18 protein-coding genes are annotated in these 19197 nt (G+C 65.5%); 16 read left to right on the forward strand and 2 right to left on the reverse strand.

Going from position 1 to position 19197, the window contains the following annotated elements:
• Nucleotides 1-116 precede the first annotated feature (116 nt).
• The 14 genes from VT03_RS29070 to cysE all read left to right on the forward strand — a co-directional run bounded on the left by VT03_RS29070 (nucleotide 117) and on the right by cysE (nucleotide 14335).
• Nucleotides 117-560: a hypothetical protein gene (locus VT03_RS29070; protein ID WP_075096244.1), complete on the forward strand. Its 444-nt coding sequence runs from the start codon at nucleotides 117-119 to the stop codon at nucleotides 558-560.
• Between the two features lie 185 nt (nucleotides 561-745).
• The gene (locus VT03_RS29075; protein WP_075096245.1) at nucleotides 746-1858 is read left to right on the forward strand and encodes a DUF1559 domain-containing protein; all 1113 of its coding nucleotides are present in this window, start codon (nucleotides 746-748) and stop codon (nucleotides 1856-1858) included.
• A gap of 127 nt (nucleotides 1859-1985) precedes the next feature.
• On the forward strand, nucleotides 1986-2807 hold the full coding sequence (gene cysT / locus VT03_RS29080) for a sulfate ABC transporter permease subunit CysT (RefSeq protein ID WP_075096246.1): 822 nt from the start codon (nucleotides 1986-1988) through the stop codon (nucleotides 2805-2807).
• Nucleotides 2797-3753 (forward strand): sulfate ABC transporter permease subunit CysW, encoded by a 957-nt coding sequence (gene cysW, locus VT03_RS29085; protein WP_082846623.1) that lies wholly within the window; start codon nucleotides 2797-2799, stop codon nucleotides 3751-3753. Before cysT ends, cysW begins: the two co-directional genes overlap by 11 nt.
• Nucleotides 3754-3810: 57 nt before the next feature.
• A complete protein-coding gene (locus tag VT03_RS29090) occupies nucleotides 3811-4872 on the forward strand; it encodes a sulfate/molybdate ABC transporter ATP-binding protein (protein ID WP_075096247.1) in 1062 nt (353 codons plus the stop codon).
• Between the two features lie 94 nt (nucleotides 4873-4966).
• The gene (gene cysK, locus VT03_RS29095; protein WP_082846624.1) at nucleotides 4967-5977 is read left to right on the forward strand and encodes a cysteine synthase A; all 1011 of its coding nucleotides are present in this window, start codon (nucleotides 4967-4969) and stop codon (nucleotides 5975-5977) included.
• Nucleotide 5978: 1 nt separating this feature from the next.
• Nucleotides 5979-6242, forward strand: coding sequence for a YezD family protein (locus tag VT03_RS32985; RefSeq protein ID WP_156514834.1), 264 nt, complete (start codon nucleotides 5979-5981; stop codon nucleotides 6240-6242).
• Nucleotides 6243-6429: 187 nt separating this feature from the next.
• Nucleotides 6430-6984: a rhodanese-like domain-containing protein gene (locus tag VT03_RS29105; RefSeq protein WP_075096248.1), complete on the forward strand. Its 555-nt coding sequence runs from the start codon at nucleotides 6430-6432 to the stop codon at nucleotides 6982-6984.
• A 56-nt stretch (nucleotides 6985-7040) separates the two neighbouring features.
• A complete protein-coding gene (locus VT03_RS29110) occupies nucleotides 7041-8498 on the forward strand; it encodes a family 2B encapsulin nanocompartment shell protein (protein ID WP_075096249.1) in 1458 nt (485 codons plus the stop codon).
• A gap of 123 nt (nucleotides 8499-8621) precedes the next feature.
• Nucleotides 8622-10061 carry a family 2B encapsulin nanocompartment shell protein gene (locus VT03_RS29115; protein WP_075096250.1) on the forward strand — a complete coding sequence of 480 codons (1440 nt, stop codon included), beginning with the start codon at nucleotides 8622-8624 and terminating at the stop codon, nucleotides 10059-10061.
• 58 nt (nucleotides 10062-10119) lie between these two features.
• Entirely contained in the window at nucleotides 10120-11781 is a 1662-nt protein-coding gene (locus VT03_RS29120) for a cysteine desulfurase (protein ID WP_075096251.1), read from the forward strand.
• A 125-nt stretch (nucleotides 11782-11906) separates the two neighbouring features.
• A complete protein-coding gene (locus tag VT03_RS29125) occupies nucleotides 11907-12371 on the forward strand; it encodes an RrF2 family transcriptional regulator (RefSeq protein ID WP_075096252.1) in 465 nt (154 codons plus the stop codon).
• A gap of 54 nt (nucleotides 12372-12425) precedes the next feature.
• Nucleotides 12426-13367 (forward strand): cysteine synthase A, encoded by a 942-nt coding sequence (gene cysK / locus VT03_RS29130; RefSeq protein ID WP_075096253.1) that lies wholly within the window; start codon nucleotides 12426-12428, stop codon nucleotides 13365-13367.
• Nucleotides 13368-13492: 125 nt separating this feature from the next.
• A complete protein-coding gene (gene cysE / locus VT03_RS29135) occupies nucleotides 13493-14335 on the forward strand; it encodes a serine O-acetyltransferase (RefSeq protein WP_156515000.1) in 843 nt (280 codons plus the stop codon).
• Nucleotides 14336-14406: 71 nt separating this feature from the next.
• Here the strand turns inward: cysE and VT03_RS29140 are convergent, their stop codons facing one another.
• Entirely contained in the window at nucleotides 14407-15249 is an 843-nt protein-coding gene (locus tag VT03_RS29140; protein WP_082846627.1) for an alpha/beta hydrolase family protein, read from the reverse strand.
• A gap of 436 nt (nucleotides 15250-15685) precedes the next feature.
• On the opposite strand from VT03_RS29140, the gene VT03_RS29145 reads away from it, so the two are divergent.
• Together VT03_RS29145 and VT03_RS29150 are read left to right on the forward strand one after the other, a co-directional pair.
• Nucleotides 15686-16624, forward strand: coding sequence for a DUF1559 domain-containing protein (locus VT03_RS29145; RefSeq protein WP_075096254.1), 939 nt, complete (start codon nucleotides 15686-15688; stop codon nucleotides 16622-16624).
• 178 nt (nucleotides 16625-16802) lie between these two features.
• A complete protein-coding gene (locus tag VT03_RS29150; RefSeq protein WP_075096255.1) occupies nucleotides 16803-17216 on the forward strand; it encodes a hypothetical protein in 414 nt (137 codons plus the stop codon).
• A gap of 43 nt (nucleotides 17217-17259) precedes the next feature.
• On the opposite strand, the gene VT03_RS29155 is transcribed toward VT03_RS29150, so the two are convergent.
• A complete protein-coding gene (locus VT03_RS29155; RefSeq protein ID WP_075096256.1) occupies nucleotides 17260-18741 on the reverse strand; it encodes a leucyl aminopeptidase in 1482 nt (493 codons plus the stop codon).
• Nucleotides 18742-19197: the final 456 nt, after the last annotated feature.

Below are 19197 nucleotides of genomic sequence, written 5' to 3' on the forward strand. Positions count from 1 at the left end.
CCCGCGCGGTGACGAAGGGAGTCGGGCTTCCGCTCTGCTGTCGCGGTGCGCTGCGTCGGTTGTGGGTTCGGGTCAGTGTTTTCGTTTCTTCTTGTCTCGCAGAAGGTTTTCGCGCCATGTTCGGACTCGGTCAGTTTGGGCGGACGGCAATCGCGCCGTTCGCATTCGCCCTCGCGGCTCCCTGGATGCTCGCCGGCTGCGGCGAAGCCCCGGAGACGACGGTCCCCGTCATTCCGGTCACGGGGACGCTGACCTACGGGGGGGAGAAGGTGGTCGGTGCCCGCGTCATCCTCCATCCGCAGGGGCATCCGCTCCCGGCGGACCGGATCGCGGTCGGCACGACGAAGTCCGACGGCACTTTTGCCGTCGCCATCTACGACGAGCCCAAGGGGGTTCCGGCGGGCGAGTACGTCGGCACGGTCGAGTACTACAAGCCGATCGAAGGGGGGACGGGGCCGAACGTGGTCCCCAAGCCTTACGACAGCCCGGAGACCTCGCCCATCAAGGTCTCCGTGAAGGATTCGCCGGTCACGATCCCGCCGATCGAGATCAAGAAGTGATCCGTTTCGCGAAGGGTGTCTCCTTCGCCTGCTCGAAACAGGCCGGCGCCACGGCGGGATGCTTTGCGACAGAAGGGGGATGTGCCATGTGCCGTTGTTGTCGCTGAATGTCCGCCGCCCGGTTCGAGTGCGCCCGCTTTGGGCCGTCTTCTCTCAGTCCCGCTTCGTCTCAGGAGTCTCTCGTCATGCAGCGTTCGAATGCGTCCAGGCCGAGCCGGTCATTCCGGGGCCAGCGTCAAGGCTTCACCCTCATTGAGCTGTTGGTCGTGATCGCGATCATCGCCACGCTCGTCGCCATCCTGCTCCCGGCGGTCCAGCAGGCCCGCGAAGCGGCCCGCCGCTCCTCCTGCTCGAACAACCTCAAGCAGATCGGGATCGCCGTTCACAACTTCTACGACGTCAAGAAGAAGCTCCCCAGCGGCGGCCGCCCGCCGGAAGCGGCGACGGTCCGCATCGGCGTGTTCACCGCCATTCTGCCGTTCGTCGACCAGAAGGTCCTCTACGACAAGTACGACACCTCCGTGAACTGGAGCGATCCGCTCAACCGGGAAATCGTCAACAAGCGGATCGGCGTCTACGAGTGCCCCTCGTCGCCGAAGCACAACAACCAGCTCGACTTCGCTCCGGACCTGACCCCGGGGAACTGGGCGCCCGGTGGAACGTTCACCGGCATCGTCTCGGTCGGCGACTACGGCGCTTCGCTCGGCATCGATCCGCGGCTCAACAACACGACCTTCCCGGCCACGGCCGCCACCATGGGGGCTCCGCTCCGTCCGCTGCTGTTCCCCAGCCCGCAGTTCACGACGAACGCCACCGCGTCGACGAACGGGATGCTCCCCAAGAATTCGGCGCTGCGGTTCGAGGACGTGGTCGACGGGACGTCCAACACGATCGCCGTCTGGGAATCGGGCGGCCGGCCGTACGTCTACCAGCGGGGTCCGAAGCAGGTCGGCGCCCTCATCAGCCAGCACCACGTCAACGGCGGCGGCTGGTGCCGGCCCGCCAGCGACATCCTCTTCGCCGGTTCGAACAAGACGGGGAACCAGATCCCCGGCCTGTACCTGAACCGGACCAACGGCGATGACGTCGCGGACGAGAGCTACAGCATGACCGGCTATCCGACCTACGGAACGGAAGGGACCAGCCAGCCGTTCGCGTTCCACAACTCCGGTCTCAATGTCCTGTTCGGGGACGGCGCGGTCCGGTTCATCGATGAGGACACCCCGATCGACATCGTGGCCGCCCTCGTGACGCGGAACCAGGGGGGGAACGAGGCCCCCGTGGCTTCGGCGTTCTAGTCTGAACGAGCGGGGATGGAAGCGGACCGCTGTTCGCTTCCATCCTCCCCGCCGTTCCGATATCCGATCCGTCGCCATCCACTGTGTCGTCACGTCCGCTGACCCGAAAACGGGAGGCCCTTTCGAAATGTCCCGCACACGCTCGGTCCTGCCGGGCTTTTCCTTGAGCTTCGGCATCACGCTGCTCTGGCTCACGTTCCTTCTGGCGCTGCCGATGCTGGCCTGCGCCGCCAAGGTGTTCGAGCTGACCCCCGAGAAGTTCCTGGCGGCCGTCTGGACCCCCCGGACGCGGGCGGCCTACATGGTCACGTTCAGCACCTCGTTTGCCGCCGCCACCGTCGACACCGCCCTGGGGATGCTGCTCGCCTGGGTGCTGGTCCGGTACGAGTTCTTCGGCAAGCGGATCATCGACGCCCTCGTCGACCTCCCCTTCGCCCTCCCGACCTCCGTTGCCGGCCTCGTCTATTCGACCCTCTATGCGAAGAACGGCTGGCTCGGAAAGCACCTCGTTCCCTGGGGGATCGAAGGGGCGTACTCCCAGCTCGGGATCATCCTCGTCCTGATCTTCATCGGGCTGCCGTTCGTCGTCCGGACGGTCCAGCCGGTCCTCGAGAGCCTCGACGCCGAGCTCGAGGAGGCGGCGACCTGCCTCGGAGCGACCCGCTGGACGACCTTCACCCGCGTGATCCTCCCCGCTCTCTACCCCGCCCTGCTGACCGGCTTCACGCTGACCTTCGCCCGGGCGATCGGCGAGTACGGTTCGGTCGTCTTCGTCTCGGGGAACAAGCCGTTCAAGACGGAAATCGCCCCGGTCCTGATCGTCGCCAAGCTGGAGGAGTTCGCGTACGCCGAGGCGACCGCGATCGCCGTCGTCCTCCTCGTGATTTCGCTCGGCCTGCTGCTGGTCATCAACACCCTCGAACGATGGAGCCAGCGCCATGCCCTCTGAAACCTCCACCGCGCCCCAGGCGACACCCGCCGCCGGCCCGGGCAAGTCACCGGCCGCGGCGCACAACGCGGGACCGATCGTCTCGTTCAAGCAGGCCCAGCAGGATCCCGTCTGGGTCCGCTGGGGCCTGATCGGACTGACCTACTTCGTCGTCGGCCTCCTGATCGTCCTCCCCGTTTACCAGGTGTTCTACATCGCGTTTTCGAACGGCGTGGCGGCTTACTGGAAGGCCCTCACCGCCGATCCCGACACGCGGCACTCGATCTTCCTCACGCTCACCGTGGCCCCCATTGCCGTGGTCCTGAACGTGATCTTCGGCGTGGCGGCGGCGTGGCTCCTGACCCGCTTCCGCTTCCCTGGCCGGACGCTGCTCACCTCGCTCATCGACCTGCCGTTCGCGATCTCGCCCGTCGTGGCCGGCCTGATGTTCATGCTCCTGTTCGGGATGCAGGGCTTCCTCGGTCCGTGGCTCAAGGGGCATGGCATTCAGCTTGTCTTCGCCTGGCCCGGGCTCGTTCTCGTGACCGCCTTTGTCACGATGCCGTTCGTGGCCCGAGAGCTGATCCCGATCATGGAGGCGATCGGTTCCGACGAGGAGATCGCCGCCGTCAGCCTGGGGGCGAACGGCTGGCAGACGTTCTGGCGGGTGACGGTCCCCAACATCAAGTGGGGGCTCCTGTTCGGCATCATCCTCTGCAACGCCCGGGCGATGGGGGAATACGGAGCGGCCAAGGTCGTCTCCGGCGGCATCTCGGGAAAGACCGACACCATTCCGCTCCGCGTGGAAAAGCTGTTTCAGGAACAGCCCTTGCCTGCGTCCTACGCCCTTGCCTCCCTCCTGACGATGCTCTCGATCGTGACCCTCCTGCTCCGCATCTGGCTTGAGCACAAGACCAGCCAGCAGGTTCAGGAAGTCAAGGCGGAGCACGCGGCCACCTCGCACTGAGTCGTGGCATCCCCCCTTTTCGAACAGTCGACTCGTCACCGGACAACCGGAGCTGTCATGAGCATTTCAGTCAAGAACGTCACCAAGCGGTTCGGCAACTTCGTCGCCCTCGACAATGTCTCGCTGGAGATCCCCAACGGCGAGCTGACCGCCCTGCTCGGCCCCTCGGGATCGGGCAAGACGACCCTGCTGCGGATCATCGCCGGGCTCGAAACCGCCGATGAGGGAGAGATCCGCCACCACGGCGAGGACGTCACCGAGCTGCCGCCGCGGGAGCGGAACGTCGGGTTCGTGTTCCAGCACTACGCCCTGTTCCGTCACATGACGGTCTTCCAGAACATCGCCTTCGGGATGGAGATCCGGAAGGTCAAGAAGGACGTCATCAAGGCGTCGGTGCTGGAGCTGCTCCGCCTGGTCCGGCTGGCCGGGATGGAGAACCGCTACCCGAGCCAGCTCTCGGGTGGGCAGCGGCAGCGGGTCGCGCTCGCCCGGGCCCTCGCGGTGCAGCCCAAGGTTCTCCTTCTCGACGAGCCGTTCGGGGCTCTCGATGCGAAGGTCCGCCAGGAGCTGCGGCAGTGGCTCCGCCGCCTGCATGACGAGATCCACCTCACGAGCGTCTTCGTGACGCACGACCAGGAGGAGGCGTTCGAAGTCGCCGACCAGGTTGTCGTGATGCACGGCGGCCGGATCGAACAGGCGGGCTCGCCGCAGCAGGTCTTCGAACATCCCGCCAACCCGTTCGTCATGGACTTCCTGGGGCAGGTCAACGTGTTCCACGGCCGCGTCGAAAACGGCCAGGCGGTCATCGGCAGCGGCCTGCATTTCGCGTATCCCGAGTATCAGAACAGCGAGTCGCGGGACGCCAAGGTCTATGTCCGGCCCCATGAACTCGACATCGACACGACTCCGTTCGCCCAGCGGAACCTGCGGGCGACGATCATCCACATCAACCCGATGGGATCGATGGCCCGCGTGCAGCTCCAGGCAGAGGAGTTCGACCTGCCGATCCACGTCGACGTCAGCCACGATCGGACGCGGGAAATGAAGCTCGCCGCCGGAATGGCGGTCTTCGTCGCCCCCAAGAGCATGCGGGTCTTCCTGCCGGACTATGCGATTTAGGAGGAGTCGAGCGTCAGGAATCGAAGGTTGAGCGCTCGGGAGCCGCTTCTCGATCGCTCAACATGCCCCGCCCCTCAACGCTCAACGCACAGCCATGCGTATCCACCACGACAACCTCGGCACCATCGGCCAGACGCCGCTGGTCGCGATCAACCGCCTGACGTCGGGACTCGGCGAGACCGCCGCGCGCGTCGCCGCCAAGATTGAAGGGCGGAATCCCGCCTTCAGCGTGAAGTGCCGGATCGGCGCGGCGATGATCCTGAACGCGGAGTGTCAGGGATTGCTCCGCCCCGGTTCGCACGTCGTCGAAGCGACGAGCGGCAACACGGGGATTGCCCTGGCATTCGCCTGCGCGGCCCGCGGCTATCCGCTGACGCTGACGATGCCCGAGACGATGTCGCTCGAACGCCGCGCCATGCTCCGGAGCTTCGGCGCGGAACTGGTCCTGACTCCCGCCGACGAAGGGATGCGGGGCTCGTTGATTCGCGCGGAGGAGCTTGCGGAGCAGCCGGGGTGGTACATGCCCCGGCAGTTCGAGAACCCGGCCAACCCGCAGATCCATTTCGAAACGACCGGACCCGAGATCTGGAACGACACCGACGGGACCGTGGACGTCTTCGTCGCCGGCGTCGGGACCGGCGGGACGATCACCGGCGTCGGTCGGTATCTCAAGCGCGAGCGGCGGAAGAACGTCTACATCATTGCGGTGGAGCCCGCCTCCAGTCCGGTCCTGTCGGGCGGCAATCCGGGGCGGCACAAGATCCAGGGGATCGGGGCGGGGTTCATCCCCCCGCTGCTCGATCAGTCGGTCATCGACGAGGTCCAGCGTGTCACCGACGACGACGCGATCACAATGGCGCGGCGGATCACGCGGGAGGAGGGAATCCCCTGCGGCATCAGCTCCGGCGCCGCCATGGCCGTGGCCCTGCGGGTCGCGGCGCGGCCCGCGTTCGCCGGGAAGCTGATCGTCACGGTCTTTCCCGATGCTTCCGAACGCTACCTCTCGACCGAGCTGTTCGAAGGGCTCACCTCGCCGGCTCTCGACCGGGACCTGCTCCCCGCGGCCCCGATTACCTTGCCCCCGTTCGACGTGGGAGACGAATGACATGACCCATCGCGATCCTTCCCCGTCCGCTCACCCGACCGCATCGTCGCCGCCGTCCCCCTCCGCGGTTCCCTCGTCGTCGCCGCCCTCGGCGCATCGGCGGCTGCGGCCGACGGAGACGGCTGAGCCGCTCAGTCCGGAGATCGAACACCTGCTCCTCGAAGCGCTTCGGGGCATCCGCTATGGCCAAGTGCTGCTGATCGTGCAGGACGGAAAGGTTGTTCAGATCGACCGAACGGAGAAGGTCCGCATCGCCCACCAGTGAGTCGATCGTCGGTGACCGTCAATCGAGTCGGGGATTTAAAGCGTTGGGGTTTCATCAGATGCGACGCACCTCTTACAGGAGAGCCGACTGCCGGACGAAGATTCGCTTCCTTCGCTTTCAATAAATACCTATTCTGTGTACATTCATTTTGCACGAGGCCGAGGCTTTCGAAGTCGGGAGGACAGTCATGAGCGTTTCGACGATCTCGCCGGCGGAGGTGGCGGATGCACTCCGCAGTGGCCCGGGGGCGGAGCTGATCGATGTCCGCACGCCGGTCGAGTTTCGCGGCCTGCACGCGACCCCGGCCCGGAACGTTCCGCTGGACCGGCTGGAGACGATCGCTGACGGGGACCGGACCCGTCGGCTCTATGTGATCTGTCAGTCGGGGGCGCGGGGAGCGAAAGCCCGCGACGAACTGGCGTCGCGCGGGTTCACGAACGTGATCAATGTCGAAGGAGGAACGCTCGCCTGGGAGAAGGCGGGGCTTCCGGTTGTCCGCGGCAAGAAGGCGATCTCGCTGGAGCGGCAGGTGCGGATCGCGGCCGGCTCGCTCGTCCTGCTGGGGGTGGTTCTGTCATGGCTCGTCCATCCGTACTGGATCGGGATCTCGGCCTTTGTCGGAGCGGGTCTGGTCTTCGCCGGGGTGACCGACACCTGCGGCATGGCGCTGATCCTGGCCCGGATGCCGTGGAATCAGATCCGCGATGAGTCCTCCTCGGACGCCGCGGCCTGCCGCCTCTAAGAACGCCGCTGTTGCTCAAGCCGCCCTGAACTCGCATTGAAGAGAGTCCACCGCGAATGTCGGACAATTTGTTGCAGCGTAGCGTCACGACGTCGGTCGCCCGGAACCTGGCGAACACGACGAAGACCGCTCCGAAGATGATGTCGATCACCCCGCGGTGGCTCTTAAGCCTGCTGCCGTGGGTGCAGGTCGAAGGGGGGACGTACCGGGTCAACCGGACGAAGGTCGAGCTGACGAAGGCGCAGCGGATCGAGATCGACGTCTCGCAGGAAGTCGTCACCTTCAACCCGGAGGCGCTGCGGAGCGTTCCGCTGTTCTCGGGGCTCTCGACGGCGATCACGACCCGGATGGCGAGCCGCTTCAAGACGGAAGAGGTGTCGCTGGGGAACAAGCTCGTTGTCGAAGGGGAGGACGGGAACAAGTTCTTCATCATCGCCCAGGGGCAGGTGGAAGTCCTGAGCAAGGGGGTCCACGGGAGCGACCTCCGGCTGGCGCTCCTGACCGACGGCGAATACTTCGGCGAGTCGGACCTCGTGGCGGACCGTCCCTCCGATGTGACGGTCCGGACCATCACCCCCTGCATCCTGCTGACGCTCTCGCGGAAGGACCTCGACGCGGCGCTGAAGGAGAGCCCGAACCAGGCGTCCGAGTTCTCCCGGGCGGTCACGGAGCATGAAGAGCTCCGTTCGACGGTGAACCGGTACGGAGAACGGAACATCGACCTCGTGTCGGGGTTCGCGGAGAACGTCGAAATCCCGGAGACGTTCGTCGACTACTCGGCGCATCCTCGGGAGTACTCGCTCTCGGCGATCCAGACGGTGGTGCGGGTCCATACGCGGGTGTCGGACCTGTACAACGGCCCGTACAACCAGCTCGAAGAGCAGATGCGTCTGACGATCGAAGGGATCAAGGAGCGTCAGGAGTGGGAGCTGGTCAACAACAAGAAGTTCGGCCTGATCCACTCGGTCGACCCGGCCATGAGAATCAGCACCCGGTACGGGGCTCCGACGCCGGACGATCTGGATGATCTTCTGGCCCTGGTGTGGAAGAAGCCGGCGTTCTTCCTGGCGCATCCGAAGGCGATCGCGGCGTTCGAGCGGGAGTGCACATGGCGGGGGGTCCCGCCGGTGACGATGAACCTGTTCGGCACGCCGGTGATCATGTGGCGTGGTGTCCCGCTGGTCCCGTGCGACAAGCTGGAGATGAAGAGCCGTTACCAGTCGAACCAGTGGTTCGGGACGACGAGCATTGTCCTCCTGCGGGTGGGCGAAGCGGACCAGGGTGTTGTCGGCCTGCACCAAGCGGGGATCCCGGGTGAGATCATGCCGAGCCTGTCGGCGCGTCTGATGGGCCTCGACAGCCTGGGAGTCGCGTCGTACCTGCTGACGCTTTACAGCTCGTGCGCGGTGCTGACGGACGATGCACTGGGCGTCCTGGAGAACGTCGAGGTCGGTTACTACCACGACTACGAACTCCGCGAGCACCGCGGCTTCGAAAACGGCCTCGGAATCTGAGCCCGGTTTCACTTTGAAAACACCAGCCCGAAGCGCCAGCGAGGGACTTCTCGCCGCCAAACCGCACTGGGGCTTCGGATCGGTCCCCTCCCCCTTCAGTCAACGTCTCCCTCGAGTCTCACCATGTCGGACAATTTGTTGCAGCGTAGCGTCACGACGTCGGTCGCCCGGAATCTGGCGAACACGACGAAGACCGCTCCGAAGATGATGTCGATCACCCCGCGGTGGCTCTTGAGCCTGCTGCCGTGGGTGCAGGTCGAAGGGGGGACCTACCGGGTCAACCGGACGAAGGTCGAGCTGACGAAGGCCCAGCGGATCGAGATCGACGTCTCGCAGGAAGTCGTCACCTTCAACCCGGAGGCGCTGCGGAGCGTTCCGCTGTTCTCGGGGCTCTCGACGGCGATCACGACCCGGATGGCGAGCCGCTTCAAGACGGAAGAGGTGTCGCTGGGGAACAAGCTCGTTGTCGAAGGGGAGGACGGGAACAAGTTCTTCATCATCGCCCAGGGGCAGGTGGAAGTCCTGAGCAAGGGGGTCCACGGGAGCGACCTCCGGCTGGCGCTGCTGACCGACGGCGAATACTTCGGTGAGTCGGACCTCGTGGCGGACCGTCCGTCGGATGTCACGGTGCGGACCATCACCCCCTGCATCCTGCTGACGCTCTCCCGGAAGGACCTCGACGCGGCGCTGAAGGAGAGCCCGAATCAGGCGTCCGAGTTCTCCCGGGCCGTCACGGAGCATGAAGAACTGCGTTCGACGGTGAACCGGTACGGGGAGCGGAATATCGACCTCGTGTCGGGGTTCGCGGAGAACGTCGAAATCCCGGAGACGTTCGTCGACTACTCGGCGCATCCTCGGGAGTACTCGCTCTCGGCGATCCAGACGGTGGTGCGGGTCCATACGCGGGTGTCGGACCTGTACAACGGCCCGTACAACCAGCTCGAAGAGCAGATGCGTCTGACGATCGAAGGGATCAAGGAGCGTCAGGAGTGGGAGCTGGTCAACAACAAGAAGTTCGGCCTGATCCACTCGGTCGACCCGGCCATGAGAATCAGCACCCGGTACGGGGCTCCGACGCCGGACGATCTGGATGATCTTCTGGCCCTGGTGTGGAAGAAGCCGGCGTTCTTCCTGGCGCATCCGAAGGCGATCGCGGCGTTCGAGCGGGAGTGCACATGGCGGGGGGTCCCGCCGGTGACGATGAACCTGTTCGGCACGCCGGTGATCATGTGGCGTGGTGTCCCGCTGGTCCCGTGCGACAAGCTGGAGATGAAGAGCCGTTACCAGTCGAACCAGTGGTTCGGGACGACGAGCATTGTCCTCCTGCGGGTGGGCGAAGCGGACCAGGGTGTTGTCGGCCTGCACCAAGCGGGGATCCCGGGTGAGATCATGCCGAGCCTGTCGGCGCGTCTGATGGGCCTCGACAGCCTGGGAGTCGCGTCGTACCTGCTGACGCTTTACAGCTCGTGCGCGGTGCTGACGGACGATGCACTGGGCGTCCTGGAGAACGTCGAGGTCGGTTACTACCACGACTACGAGAACAAGCGGCAGAAGGCGAAGTGAGCCCCCCGACTCCTGATATCCTCGTCTTCCCCGATGGCCTGAGAACCGGCGCAAGCCCATGAACGAGATCACCCCGGACCTGGTCGCCCAGATCGCCACCCGGCTCTACAACGCGAACCCGCACTCCGGTCCCGATCCCGCATCGAGCCTGCCGGCGGGCACGCCGTCGTTCGAAGGCCCTCCCGCGGTCCCGACGGCGCCGTCGCTGCCGCAGGTTGGTCCTCTGCCGGCACAGCCTTCGAGTGTGCAGACCATCTCTTCTCCGACGAGCTTCCCGTTCTCGCCTTCGGGCCACTCGGGGAGCGCGGCGCCGTGGTCCGGCTTCGGCGGAACTGGGCATTCGGGGTTCTCGCACTCGGGCGCCGGCCAGCAGGACGGACTGCGGGAGTTCGTGAAGCGGGTCCAGTCGACGGACCATCGCGGGACGAGCGGCCTGTGCAGCGGACCCGATGACAACGGGTTTCTGCAGCGGCTCCTCTCCCGGACTGCCCCTCCGGGACCGTCTCGCCCGCTGGATGTTGATGCGGTCCGCCGCGACTTCCCGATCCTGAACCAGCGGATCCATGGCAAGCCGCTCGTCTGGCTCGACAACGCGGCCACGACGCAGAAGCCCAACAGCGTCATCGACGCGATCTCGCACTTTTACAGGAACGACAACTCAAACATTCATCGCGCCGCCCACTCGCTCGCCGCCCGGGCGACCGACGCCTACGAAGGGGCGCGGGAGAAGGTGCAAAAATTCCTGGGAGCCGCCTCCCCCAAGGAGATCATCTTCGTCCGCGGGACGACGGAAGGGATCAACCTCGTCGCCCAGACGTACGGCCGCAAGTTCCTCCAGCCGGGGGACGAGATCGTCCTTTCGACGCTGGAGCACCACGCCAACATCGTCCCCTGGCAGGCGGTCGCGCGGGAGAAGGGGGCGGTCCTCCGCGTTATCCCGGTCAACGATCGGGGCGAAATCAAGATGGAGGAGTACCAGGCGCTCCTCGGACCGCGAACCAAGATCGTCACGCTCTCCCACGCCTCGAACAGCCTCGGAACGATCCTCCCGATCGCCGAGATGATCCCGCTCGCGAAGCGTTACGGGGCCCGGGTCCTGATCGACGGCGCCCAGACGGTCTCGCACATCCCGGTCAACGTCCAGCAGCTCGACTGCGACTTCTTCGTCTTCTCCGGCCACAAGATCTTCGGTCCCACCGGCATCGGGGCGGTCTACGCCAAGCCGGAGGTCCAGGAACTCATGCCCCCCTGGCAGGGTGGGGGGAACATGATCCGCAACGTGACGTTCGAGGAGACGACCTTCTCCGACCCGCCAGCCAAGTTCGAAGCCGGGACGCCGAACATCGCCGACGCCGTGGGGTTGGGAGCGGCCCTCGACTACGTCTCCCGTCTCGGGCTGCCGAACATCGCCAAGTACGAGCACGAGCTCCTTGAATACGGGACGCACAAGCTCTCGGAGATCGACGGGCTGCGGCTCGTCGGCACCGCCCGGGAGAAGGTGGGAGTCCTCTCCTTCGTCCTGGCGAACCGCCGCGTCGAGGAGGTCGGGCGAGCCCTCGATCTCGAAGGGATTGCGGTCCGGGCGGGACACCATTGCTCGCAGCCGTCGCTCCGGCGGTTCGGCCTGGAAGCGACCGTCCGGCCGTCGCTCGCGTTCTACAACACCAGGGCGGAGATCGACCACCTGGCCGATGCCATCCGCCGGATCCGGTTCCGCTGACCCTCGTTCTTGGCACTCGCACAAGGAGTCCGCCCCGTGCCGACCGCCAGCTTACTTCCGGAATCGTCCGAAGCCATCCGGGCACTGCGCGAGGCGTGTTGTCGGACTCCGATGCGGGTTAACCAGTGAAACTCTCCCGGCGGGCCGACTACGCGCTCCGTGTTCTGGTCGCCCTCACGGAGCGGTACGGCCAGGGACCGACATCGATGTCGCTCCTGGCCCGGGAGAACGACGTCCCGCGCAAGTTCCTCGAGCAGATCATGGCGGACATGCGGCACCAGGGATGGGTCGAGAGCACCCCCGGCCGCCACGGCGGCTTCGTCCTCGCCCAGGCGCCGGAGAAGCTCACGATGGGGCAGGTCGTCCGCCACTTCGACGGCGCCGTCGAGCCGGTCGGCTGTCTCTCGGTGACGAACCACCAGCCCTGTTCCCAGGCCCGGCTCTGCCGGTTCCGGCGGATCCTCCTCGAGATTCGAAACTTCATCAATCAGCACCTCGACAACGCCACGCTCGCCGACATCGTCACCCGCGAGCCCGTTCAAGACACCGAAGTGTTCTCGCTCGAACTGTGTGCCGGCGACGGCATCTAGCACTGAGTGGTCAGTCGTCAGTTTTCAGTCTTCAGCCCGGACAGGATTTCTTTCATGCCCCGCGGACGGACGTTCGACACCGTGACCGACACGATCGGCGACACACCGATGGTTCGGCTCAACAAGGTCATCCCGGCGGAGCACGCCGCTGTCTTCGCCAAGTGCGAGTTCTTCCAGCCGCTCAACAGCGTCAAGGACCGGATCGGCGCCGCGATGATCGCGGCCGGCGAGCGGGAGGGGAAAGTCGGCCCGGGAACGCACATCATCGAGCCGACGAGCGGCAACACCGGGATCGCCCTCGCCTTCGTCTGCGCGGCCAAGGGGTACCGCCTGACGCTGACGATGCCGGAGTCGATGTCGGTCGAACGCCGGGCTCTCCTGCGGGGGCTCGGCGCCGAGATCGTCCTGACCCCCGCCGCCGAAGGGATGCGGGGGGCGATCGCCCGGGCGCAGGACCTCGTCTCCGCGAACCGCGACGCCTGGATGCCGCAGCAGTTCGACAACCCGGCCAATCCCGCGATCCACGAGGCGACGACCGGTCCCGAGATCTGGGAGGACACCGGCCACAACATCGACGCCATCGTGACCGGGGTCGGAACGGGAGGGACGATCACCGGCGTGACGCGGTACATCCGGAAGTTCAATCCGCGATTCCAGGCATTCGCCGTCGAGCCGGTCCACTCGCCGGTCCTCAGCGGCGGTCAGCCCGGGCCGCACAAGATCCAGGGGATCGGGGCCGGTTTCGTTCCGAAGAACCTGGATACCTCGCTCGTCGACGAGGTCATCACCGTGACGAACGAGGAAGCCTTCGAGTGGGCCCGCAAGCTGGCCCGTCTCGAAGGGCTGATGGTCGGGATCAGCAGCGGCGCCCACGTCTGTGCCGCCGCCAGGGTCGCGGCCCGGCCGGAGTTCAAGGGGAAGCGGATCGTGACGATCCTTCCCAGCCTGGGAGAGCGGTATCTCTCGACGCCGCTCTTCGAAGGGCTTACCGGCTGAGTGGAGGCGAACCCGACGAAGTGCGGACCTCGGGAGGGCGAGGCTCCCGCCGAGCCGCAAGCAGAGACCCGGTGTCCCATTGAACACGGACGACACCGGCAAGCCGAGGAAGATTCCCTATGACCATGCCGCAAAGGAGGGTTCGCGTGTCCTATCCTCTGGTCCGGGCCGACGACGATGCGGTCTGGTCGAGCATTCGCACCGAAGTTGCCGCCGAGGTCCAGCGGACGCCGATGCTGGCGAGTTTCCTGCACGCCACGGTCCTCAAGCACGACCGGCTCGAACAGGCCCTCAGCTTTCATCTCGCCAACAAGCTCTCCGCCGCGACGCTCCAGGAGATGTCGATCCGTGAGATGATCGACGAGGCGTTCGTCGAGGAATCGATCGGCGAGGCGATCCGGGCCGACCTGCGGGCGGTCCGGGAGCGCGATCCCGCCGCGCGGGAATTCTCGGTGCCGTTCCTCTACTTCAAGGGCTTTCTCGCTCTTGAATCGTACCGGGTCGCGCACCACCTGTGGACGTCCGGCGCGCGGTCGCTGGCGACCTACGTGCAGAGCCGCGTGTCCGAAGTCTTCGGTGTCGACATTCACCCCGCGGCGCGGATCGGCCAGGGTATCCTCCTCGATCACGGGACGGGGATCGTGATCGGTGAGACGGCCGTGATCGACGACAACGTCTCGATTCTCCACGAGGTTACGCTTGGCGGCACCGGAAAGGAGACGGGCGACCGGCACCCCAAGATCCGCAGCGGCGTCCTGATCGGGGCGGGGGCAAAGGTCCTCGGAAACATCGTCATCGGCGAAGGAGCGAAGATCGGCGCCGGAAGCGTCGTTCTCGACCCCGTCCCGCCGCACCGAACCGTTGCCGGCGTCCCCGCCCGAATCGTCGGTCGCCCGGAAGTCGCCTCGCCGGCTCTTGAGATGAACCAGCAGTTCCAGCACGAGTTCAACGATGGCGGGGGGATCTGAGGGGAGGACGAGGGACTGGAGAGGGCTCAACTCGCATGTCTGTTTTTTCCCTAGACCCTCGTCTCTAGTCCCTAGTCCTTCCCTCCACCTGCCGAGTGCTTCCTGATGAACTCGACGATCGGCGTCGAGTCTTCCAGCCCGTGCGGATGATGTTTCACCCCGGGCTTGCGGATCAGCTCGATCGATCCGCCGAGCGCCTTGTATCGCTCCGCCACGAGCCCCGTGTTTTCTTCCCACGGGACGACTTCGTCGGCATCGCCGAAGACGTGCAGGAGCGGCACTTTCGCCTCGGCGAGCGGCTTCAGATTGTCGACGGGATTTCCCTTGTAGGCCACCGCCTCCGCGTCATCGCGAAAGCCCCACTGTTCCAGCACCAGCTTCCAGTCGCGGGGACTTCCGGGGCCCTTCCCCTTGCCGCCCGGCCAGCTCTTGAAGTCGCACACCGGCGCATCGGCATAGATGCAGGCGACCTTGTCCGGATTCGCGATCGCCCAGTTGTAGCAGTAGAGCCCGCCGCGGCTGAGACCGACGAGCGCGACCTTGGGGGCGAGTCCGTACTTCGTCGTCATTTCCGCGTAGCAATCGTTCCAGTGCCCGACCGCCTTGGGGCTCCCGAGCATGTCGGGGACTTTCAGGTAGACGACGTGGAAGCCTTCCTTGAGAAGGGCGATATCGGGAGCCGGCTTGTGGCCGAAGAACTCCCCATGCCAGACCCACGGGCGCCCTGCCGCGGCCGTTGTCGGCGCGACGACGAGGACGGGCTTCCCTTGAACTTCAAAGTCGTATCGCGCGAAGCCGTTCCAGGTCGACGGCGTCCCCGGAAAACCCTTCGCCTCTTCAGCCCGTCCCACGGCGGCCAGGAAGCCTCCCCAGACCATCGCGACTAGGAGTAGACCCCGGGGGAACGAGCGCATGACTGTGTCTCAACATGGGCGAAAGAACGGGCAAATCCGGATGAGACTCCGATCGATCCGGACCGTTGCGCAGACTGTCGTGGATCCCGGTTGGAAGATCGAGGGTCTTCGGGATTCCGGGCGTTGCCGAGTTCCTCGCGTTCCGAACGTGATCCTTCAGCCGCCGCCGCTGTCTGCGCGATCCGTGAGCAAATGTGACCGGGAATGAGGCCGGCGGCCCCAATCGCGTCATCCAAGTCCCGGCCTGCCGTTGATGAACATCTTGCAAAATTCCCTTCCGCTTCGCCTTCGTCTGCGGCCCGGTACATCCGGCATGACTGTTGCGTTGGCTCGCTTTTGCACGTCAAGACCAATCTGTTCTTTCCTGTGTCTCGGGGCTCCGCCGGATCCATCTTGGTGACGGTTCAGGAGTGTCTATCCATTTCAAGGGAGCGTCATGCGCCGACGTCGGGGATTCACCCTCATCGAACTGCTTGTCGTCATCGCGATCATCGCGGTTCTCGTGGCCATTCTTCTCCCGGCGGTCCAGCAGGCCCGCGAAGCGGCCCGGGCCAGCCAGTGCCGGAACAATCTCAAGCAGATCGGGATTGCCCTCGCGAGCTATATGGAAGTGACTGGCGGAGTCATTCCGCGCGGGGTTAATCACTTCTCCGGTCCAAGCTGCTGCTGTGTCACGGACGGATACGACATGGCGAATCCCAGGGAGATGGGGCACACGATCCATACGATGCTCCTCCCCTACATGGATCAGACGTCGCTCTACAACAAAGTCGACTTCGGTGTTCGCGCCGGACATCCCAACAATGTCCCGATCACGCAGGCGCGCATTCCAGGCTTCATCTGCCCCAGCTCAATCCCCCCGGCTCCGGACGCCAACAACTTTGCCCCTCATAACTATCCGGCGGCGGGGACAGCCCACGGCTACGGACTGTGCGGGCTTCACGGCAGCCGCACGACCAACGGCGCTTTTGCGGGGCGGTGGGGAGTGCTGAACCGGGACACCGCTTCGCCTCTCGAACCGCAGATGGTGTTGGCGATGATCAAGGACGGGACCTCGAACACGATTGCGTTTTCCGAGTTTGCCGCCGGAATGCCCGGAGCCCTGCCGGTGGCGCATCCCTACGGCCAGAGCTGGTTCCTCCCGAACTACGGCAGTACGGAGTTTTCGGTGATGGCGGCGGCAACGCCGAACAGCTCGACCCCCACCTACCTGACGACTCACAACTGGGGGACCGTCCGCAGCTATCACGTCGGGGGTGTTCATACCCTGATGTTCGACGGGGCCGTCCGCTTTGCCAGCGACTCGATCGCAGGAAACGTCTGGGTGGCGGGGGGAACTCCGCTCGGAAACGAGACCGTGGCCGTCGACTTCTGATCGACGTGGTCGTCCTCCGAGTTCGCATCGTCGATGCGGCTGCCGTTTGTCGGGCTTTGATATCTCCTCCAGTCCGATGTGGCAGTCCGTTGTTCTCTCCGTTCCCGCTCCCGCCCGCTTTCATGGGCGGGAGAGTTGTGCCCTCAGGCTGCACTCCCCTCCCGGCGCAGGTTGCTCCATGTCGGTATTCCGTCGGTCTTCCGCTCTCGTGAGCCTCGTTTCTCTGCTGGCCTTCGGCTGTTCTGGAGGGCCATCGCTCCCCAGCCCGTCGTCGGTCAGCGGGACGATCAAGCAGAAGGGGAAGCCCTATCCGAACGTCGTTGTCGGCTTCGTCGCAACGTCCGCGGGCTTGCCCGCGAATGCCCGTTACGCCAGTGCGAAGACGGATGCCTCGGGGAAGTACACGGTCGAAAAGATCTACCCTGCGGAATACCAGGTGACCCTGACCGAGGAGGTTCCCCCGCCCAAGGAAGGAGAGATGGTCCCCGCCAATGCGGGGAGTCCGGCTTTGGCCAAGTTCGGTCCCACCAGCACCCTGGCGGTCAAGGTGGAGCCGGGGACGCCAGCGGCGTTCGACTACGACGTCCGCTGAGCGGCAGCGTTGGCCTCTTTGTCCGTGCTACACGGAGTCCGTGCTATACGGAAAAGATCTCGACCAGCGTCCGCACCATGGCCCCGGAAGCCCCGCCATCGCGGTGCGGCTTCTGGGCTTCGCTGAACGCCGGGCCGGCGATGTCGAGGTGGACCCAGGGGATTCCGCTCACGAACTTCTCCAGGAACTTCGCGGCGGTGATCGCACCGCCCCAGCGGGTGCCGACGTTCTTGACGTCGGCGACTTCGCACCGGAGCTGGTCCGCGAAGGAATCGAACATCGGCAGCTGCCAGACGTCTTCGCCCGCCCGCTTCGCCGCTGCCAGGACCTCATCGCACCACGGCTGATCGTTTGTGAACGCCCCGGCGACTTCTTCTCCCAGGGCCACCACGCAGGCGCCCGTCAGCGTCGCCAGGTCGATCATCTTGGCGACCTTCTGGTCGGCGACATACGAAAGCACGTCGGCCAGGACGAGCCGCCCTTCGGCGTCGGTGTTGAGGACTTCGATCGTGACGCCGTTGCGGGCCTTGAGGATGTCCCCCAGCTTGTAGGAGGCGCCGCTGACCATATTCTCAACGAGGCCCACCGCCCCGAGAATGTTGACCGGCAGCTTGAGGCGGGCGATGGCCGACATCGCTCCGAGGACCGTCGCGGCCCCCGCCATGTCGGCTTTCATCGTCTTCATCCCCTCGGTCGGCTTGAGCGAGAGTCCGCCGCTGTCGAACGTCACTCCCTTGCCGATCAGACTCACATAGGGGGCGTCCGGCGCCGCTCCTTGATAGCGAAGCAGGACGACCCGCGGCGGGCGCACGCTCCCCTGCCCGACCGCCATCAGCGAGAGCATCCGCTCCGCGCGGAGCCGTGACTCGTCGAAGACCTCGCACTCGAGGCCGACTTCCTTGGCGACCGCCTCGGCGCGGGCCGCGAAGGTCTCCGGGTACATGTCGGCGGGCGCCATGTTGACCAGTTCCCGCGTGAGGTTCGTCGCCTCGCCGAGGATCTGACCGCGGCTCGCCTGCGATTGCCACTCTGCGAGGTGGTCCGGGGAGGCGACGACGATCTGAAACTCCGTGAAGCGGTGCCGGTCCTTCTCCGCCCGGTATAGCCCCTGGCCGACGGATCCGACTTCCGAGGCCCAGCCGAGGATCTGCACGGCGGTCCCGAGGGCCACGCCACCGAGATCGCCGGGAATCGCCAGCGCGGCCGACACCGCCGCCCGGACCGAGACGCGGCGGCAGGCGGACATCACGGCCCGGTCGACCTTGGAGACATTGAAGGAGGCGGCTTCGCCCAGACCGATGAGGCAGACCCGCTTGGCGGCGATCCCCGGAACGTGGAACAGGTCGACCGATTCACAGAGCTTGCCGGTGAAGTCTCCCCGTTCGATCAGCGCCGCAATCGCTCCTCCGAGCCGCTCGTCGAGAGTGCGGACGTTGTCGGGAAGCGATCCTCCTTCGAACAGAAAGACGACCAGCCAGTCGGCGAAGATGTCGGTGAGCGGGGCGTGCTTGACGGTCACGTTCATGTCGGTCCTGTTTTCCTTCGATCGTCTGGCGGCGCGAATCCGAAGCGTATTGGCTCTGGTAGCGAGAGTTCAACGCTTTGAGCTGTGATCCGGGCATTCGCCGAACGGCATAGTCGGTCCAAATGCGAGGCTGATTCCATCGTCTGGAGCCACGTCCTTGCCGGACGGATTCTCATAGCTCAAACCCATTGTGCGACGGCCGCTGGGGTCAAGGGGGTCTCACCCCCTTGCCGCCGGAGGCGCTTCCATGAGGAACCGTGGTACACAACGGACGTCCGCTTTGTGGAACCAGCGCTGAGGACTCTCTCACACAACACCGCTGGCTTTGCAGTCCCCGCGGGTTGGTGAGGGGGGGCATCCGACTCGTCGTCCGCGTTTGGACAGTCACTCCTTCAGACATCTCTCGACGGCCAGGCCTCCGGCGGGCAAAGGGGCGTTGCCCCTCTGCACTCCCCA

The sequence above is a fragment of the Planctomyces sp. SH-PL14 genome, assembly GCF_001610835.1.
In the GTDB taxonomy this organism is placed as follows: domain Bacteria; phylum Planctomycetota; class Planctomycetia; order Planctomycetales; family Planctomycetaceae; genus Planctomyces_A.

Bases quoted from the DNA above. Each gene is read 5' to 3' on its own strand.
- VT03_RS29070 (WP_075096244.1), top strand. From the start codon at position 117: ATGTTCGGACTCGGTCAGTTTGGGCGGACGGCAATCGCGCCGTTCGCA.
- VT03_RS29075 (WP_075096245.1), top strand. From the start codon at position 746: ATGCAGCGTTCGAATGCGTCCAGGCCGAGCCGGTCATTCCGGGGCCAG.
- cysT (WP_075096246.1), top strand. From the start codon at position 1,986: ATGTCCCGCACACGCTCGGTCCTGCCGGGCTTTTCCTTGAGCTTCGGC.
- cysW (WP_082846623.1), top strand. From the start codon at position 2,797: ATGCCCTCTGAAACCTCCACCGCGCCCCAGGCGACACCCGCCGCCGGC.
- VT03_RS29090 (WP_075096247.1), top strand. From the start codon at position 3,811: ATGAGCATTTCAGTCAAGAACGTCACCAAGCGGTTCGGCAACTTCGTC.
- cysK (WP_082846624.1), top strand. From the start codon at position 4,967: ATGCGTATCCACCACGACAACCTCGGCACCATCGGCCAGACGCCGCTG.
- VT03_RS32985 (WP_156514834.1), top strand. From the start codon at position 5,979: ATGACCCATCGCGATCCTTCCCCGTCCGCTCACCCGACCGCATCGTCG.
- VT03_RS29105 (WP_075096248.1), top strand. From the start codon at position 6,430: ATGAGCGTTTCGACGATCTCGCCGGCGGAGGTGGCGGATGCACTCCGC.
- VT03_RS29110 (WP_075096249.1), top strand. From the start codon at position 7,041: ATGTCGGACAATTTGTTGCAGCGTAGCGTCACGACGTCGGTCGCCCGG.
- VT03_RS29115 (WP_075096250.1), top strand. From the start codon at position 8,622: ATGTCGGACAATTTGTTGCAGCGTAGCGTCACGACGTCGGTCGCCCGG.
- VT03_RS29120 (WP_075096251.1), top strand. From the start codon at position 10,120: ATGAACGAGATCACCCCGGACCTGGTCGCCCAGATCGCCACCCGGCTC.
- cysK (WP_075096253.1), top strand. From the start codon at position 12,426: ATGCCCCGCGGACGGACGTTCGACACCGTGACCGACACGATCGGCGAC.
- cysE (WP_156515000.1), top strand. From the start codon at position 13,493: ATGCCGCAAAGGAGGGTTCGCGTGTCCTATCCTCTGGTCCGGGCCGAC.
- VT03_RS29140 (WP_082846627.1), bottom strand. From the start codon at position 15,249: ATGCGCTCGTTCCCCCGGGGTCTACTCCTAGTCGCGATGGTCTGGGGA.
- VT03_RS29145 (WP_075096254.1), top strand. From the start codon at position 15,686: ATGCGCCGACGTCGGGGATTCACCCTCATCGAACTGCTTGTCGTCATC.
- VT03_RS29150 (WP_075096255.1), top strand. From the start codon at position 16,803: ATGTCGGTATTCCGTCGGTCTTCCGCTCTCGTGAGCCTCGTTTCTCTG.
- VT03_RS29155 (WP_075096256.1), bottom strand. From the start codon at position 18,741: ATGAACGTGACCGTCAAGCACGCCCCGCTCACCGACATCTTCGCCGAC.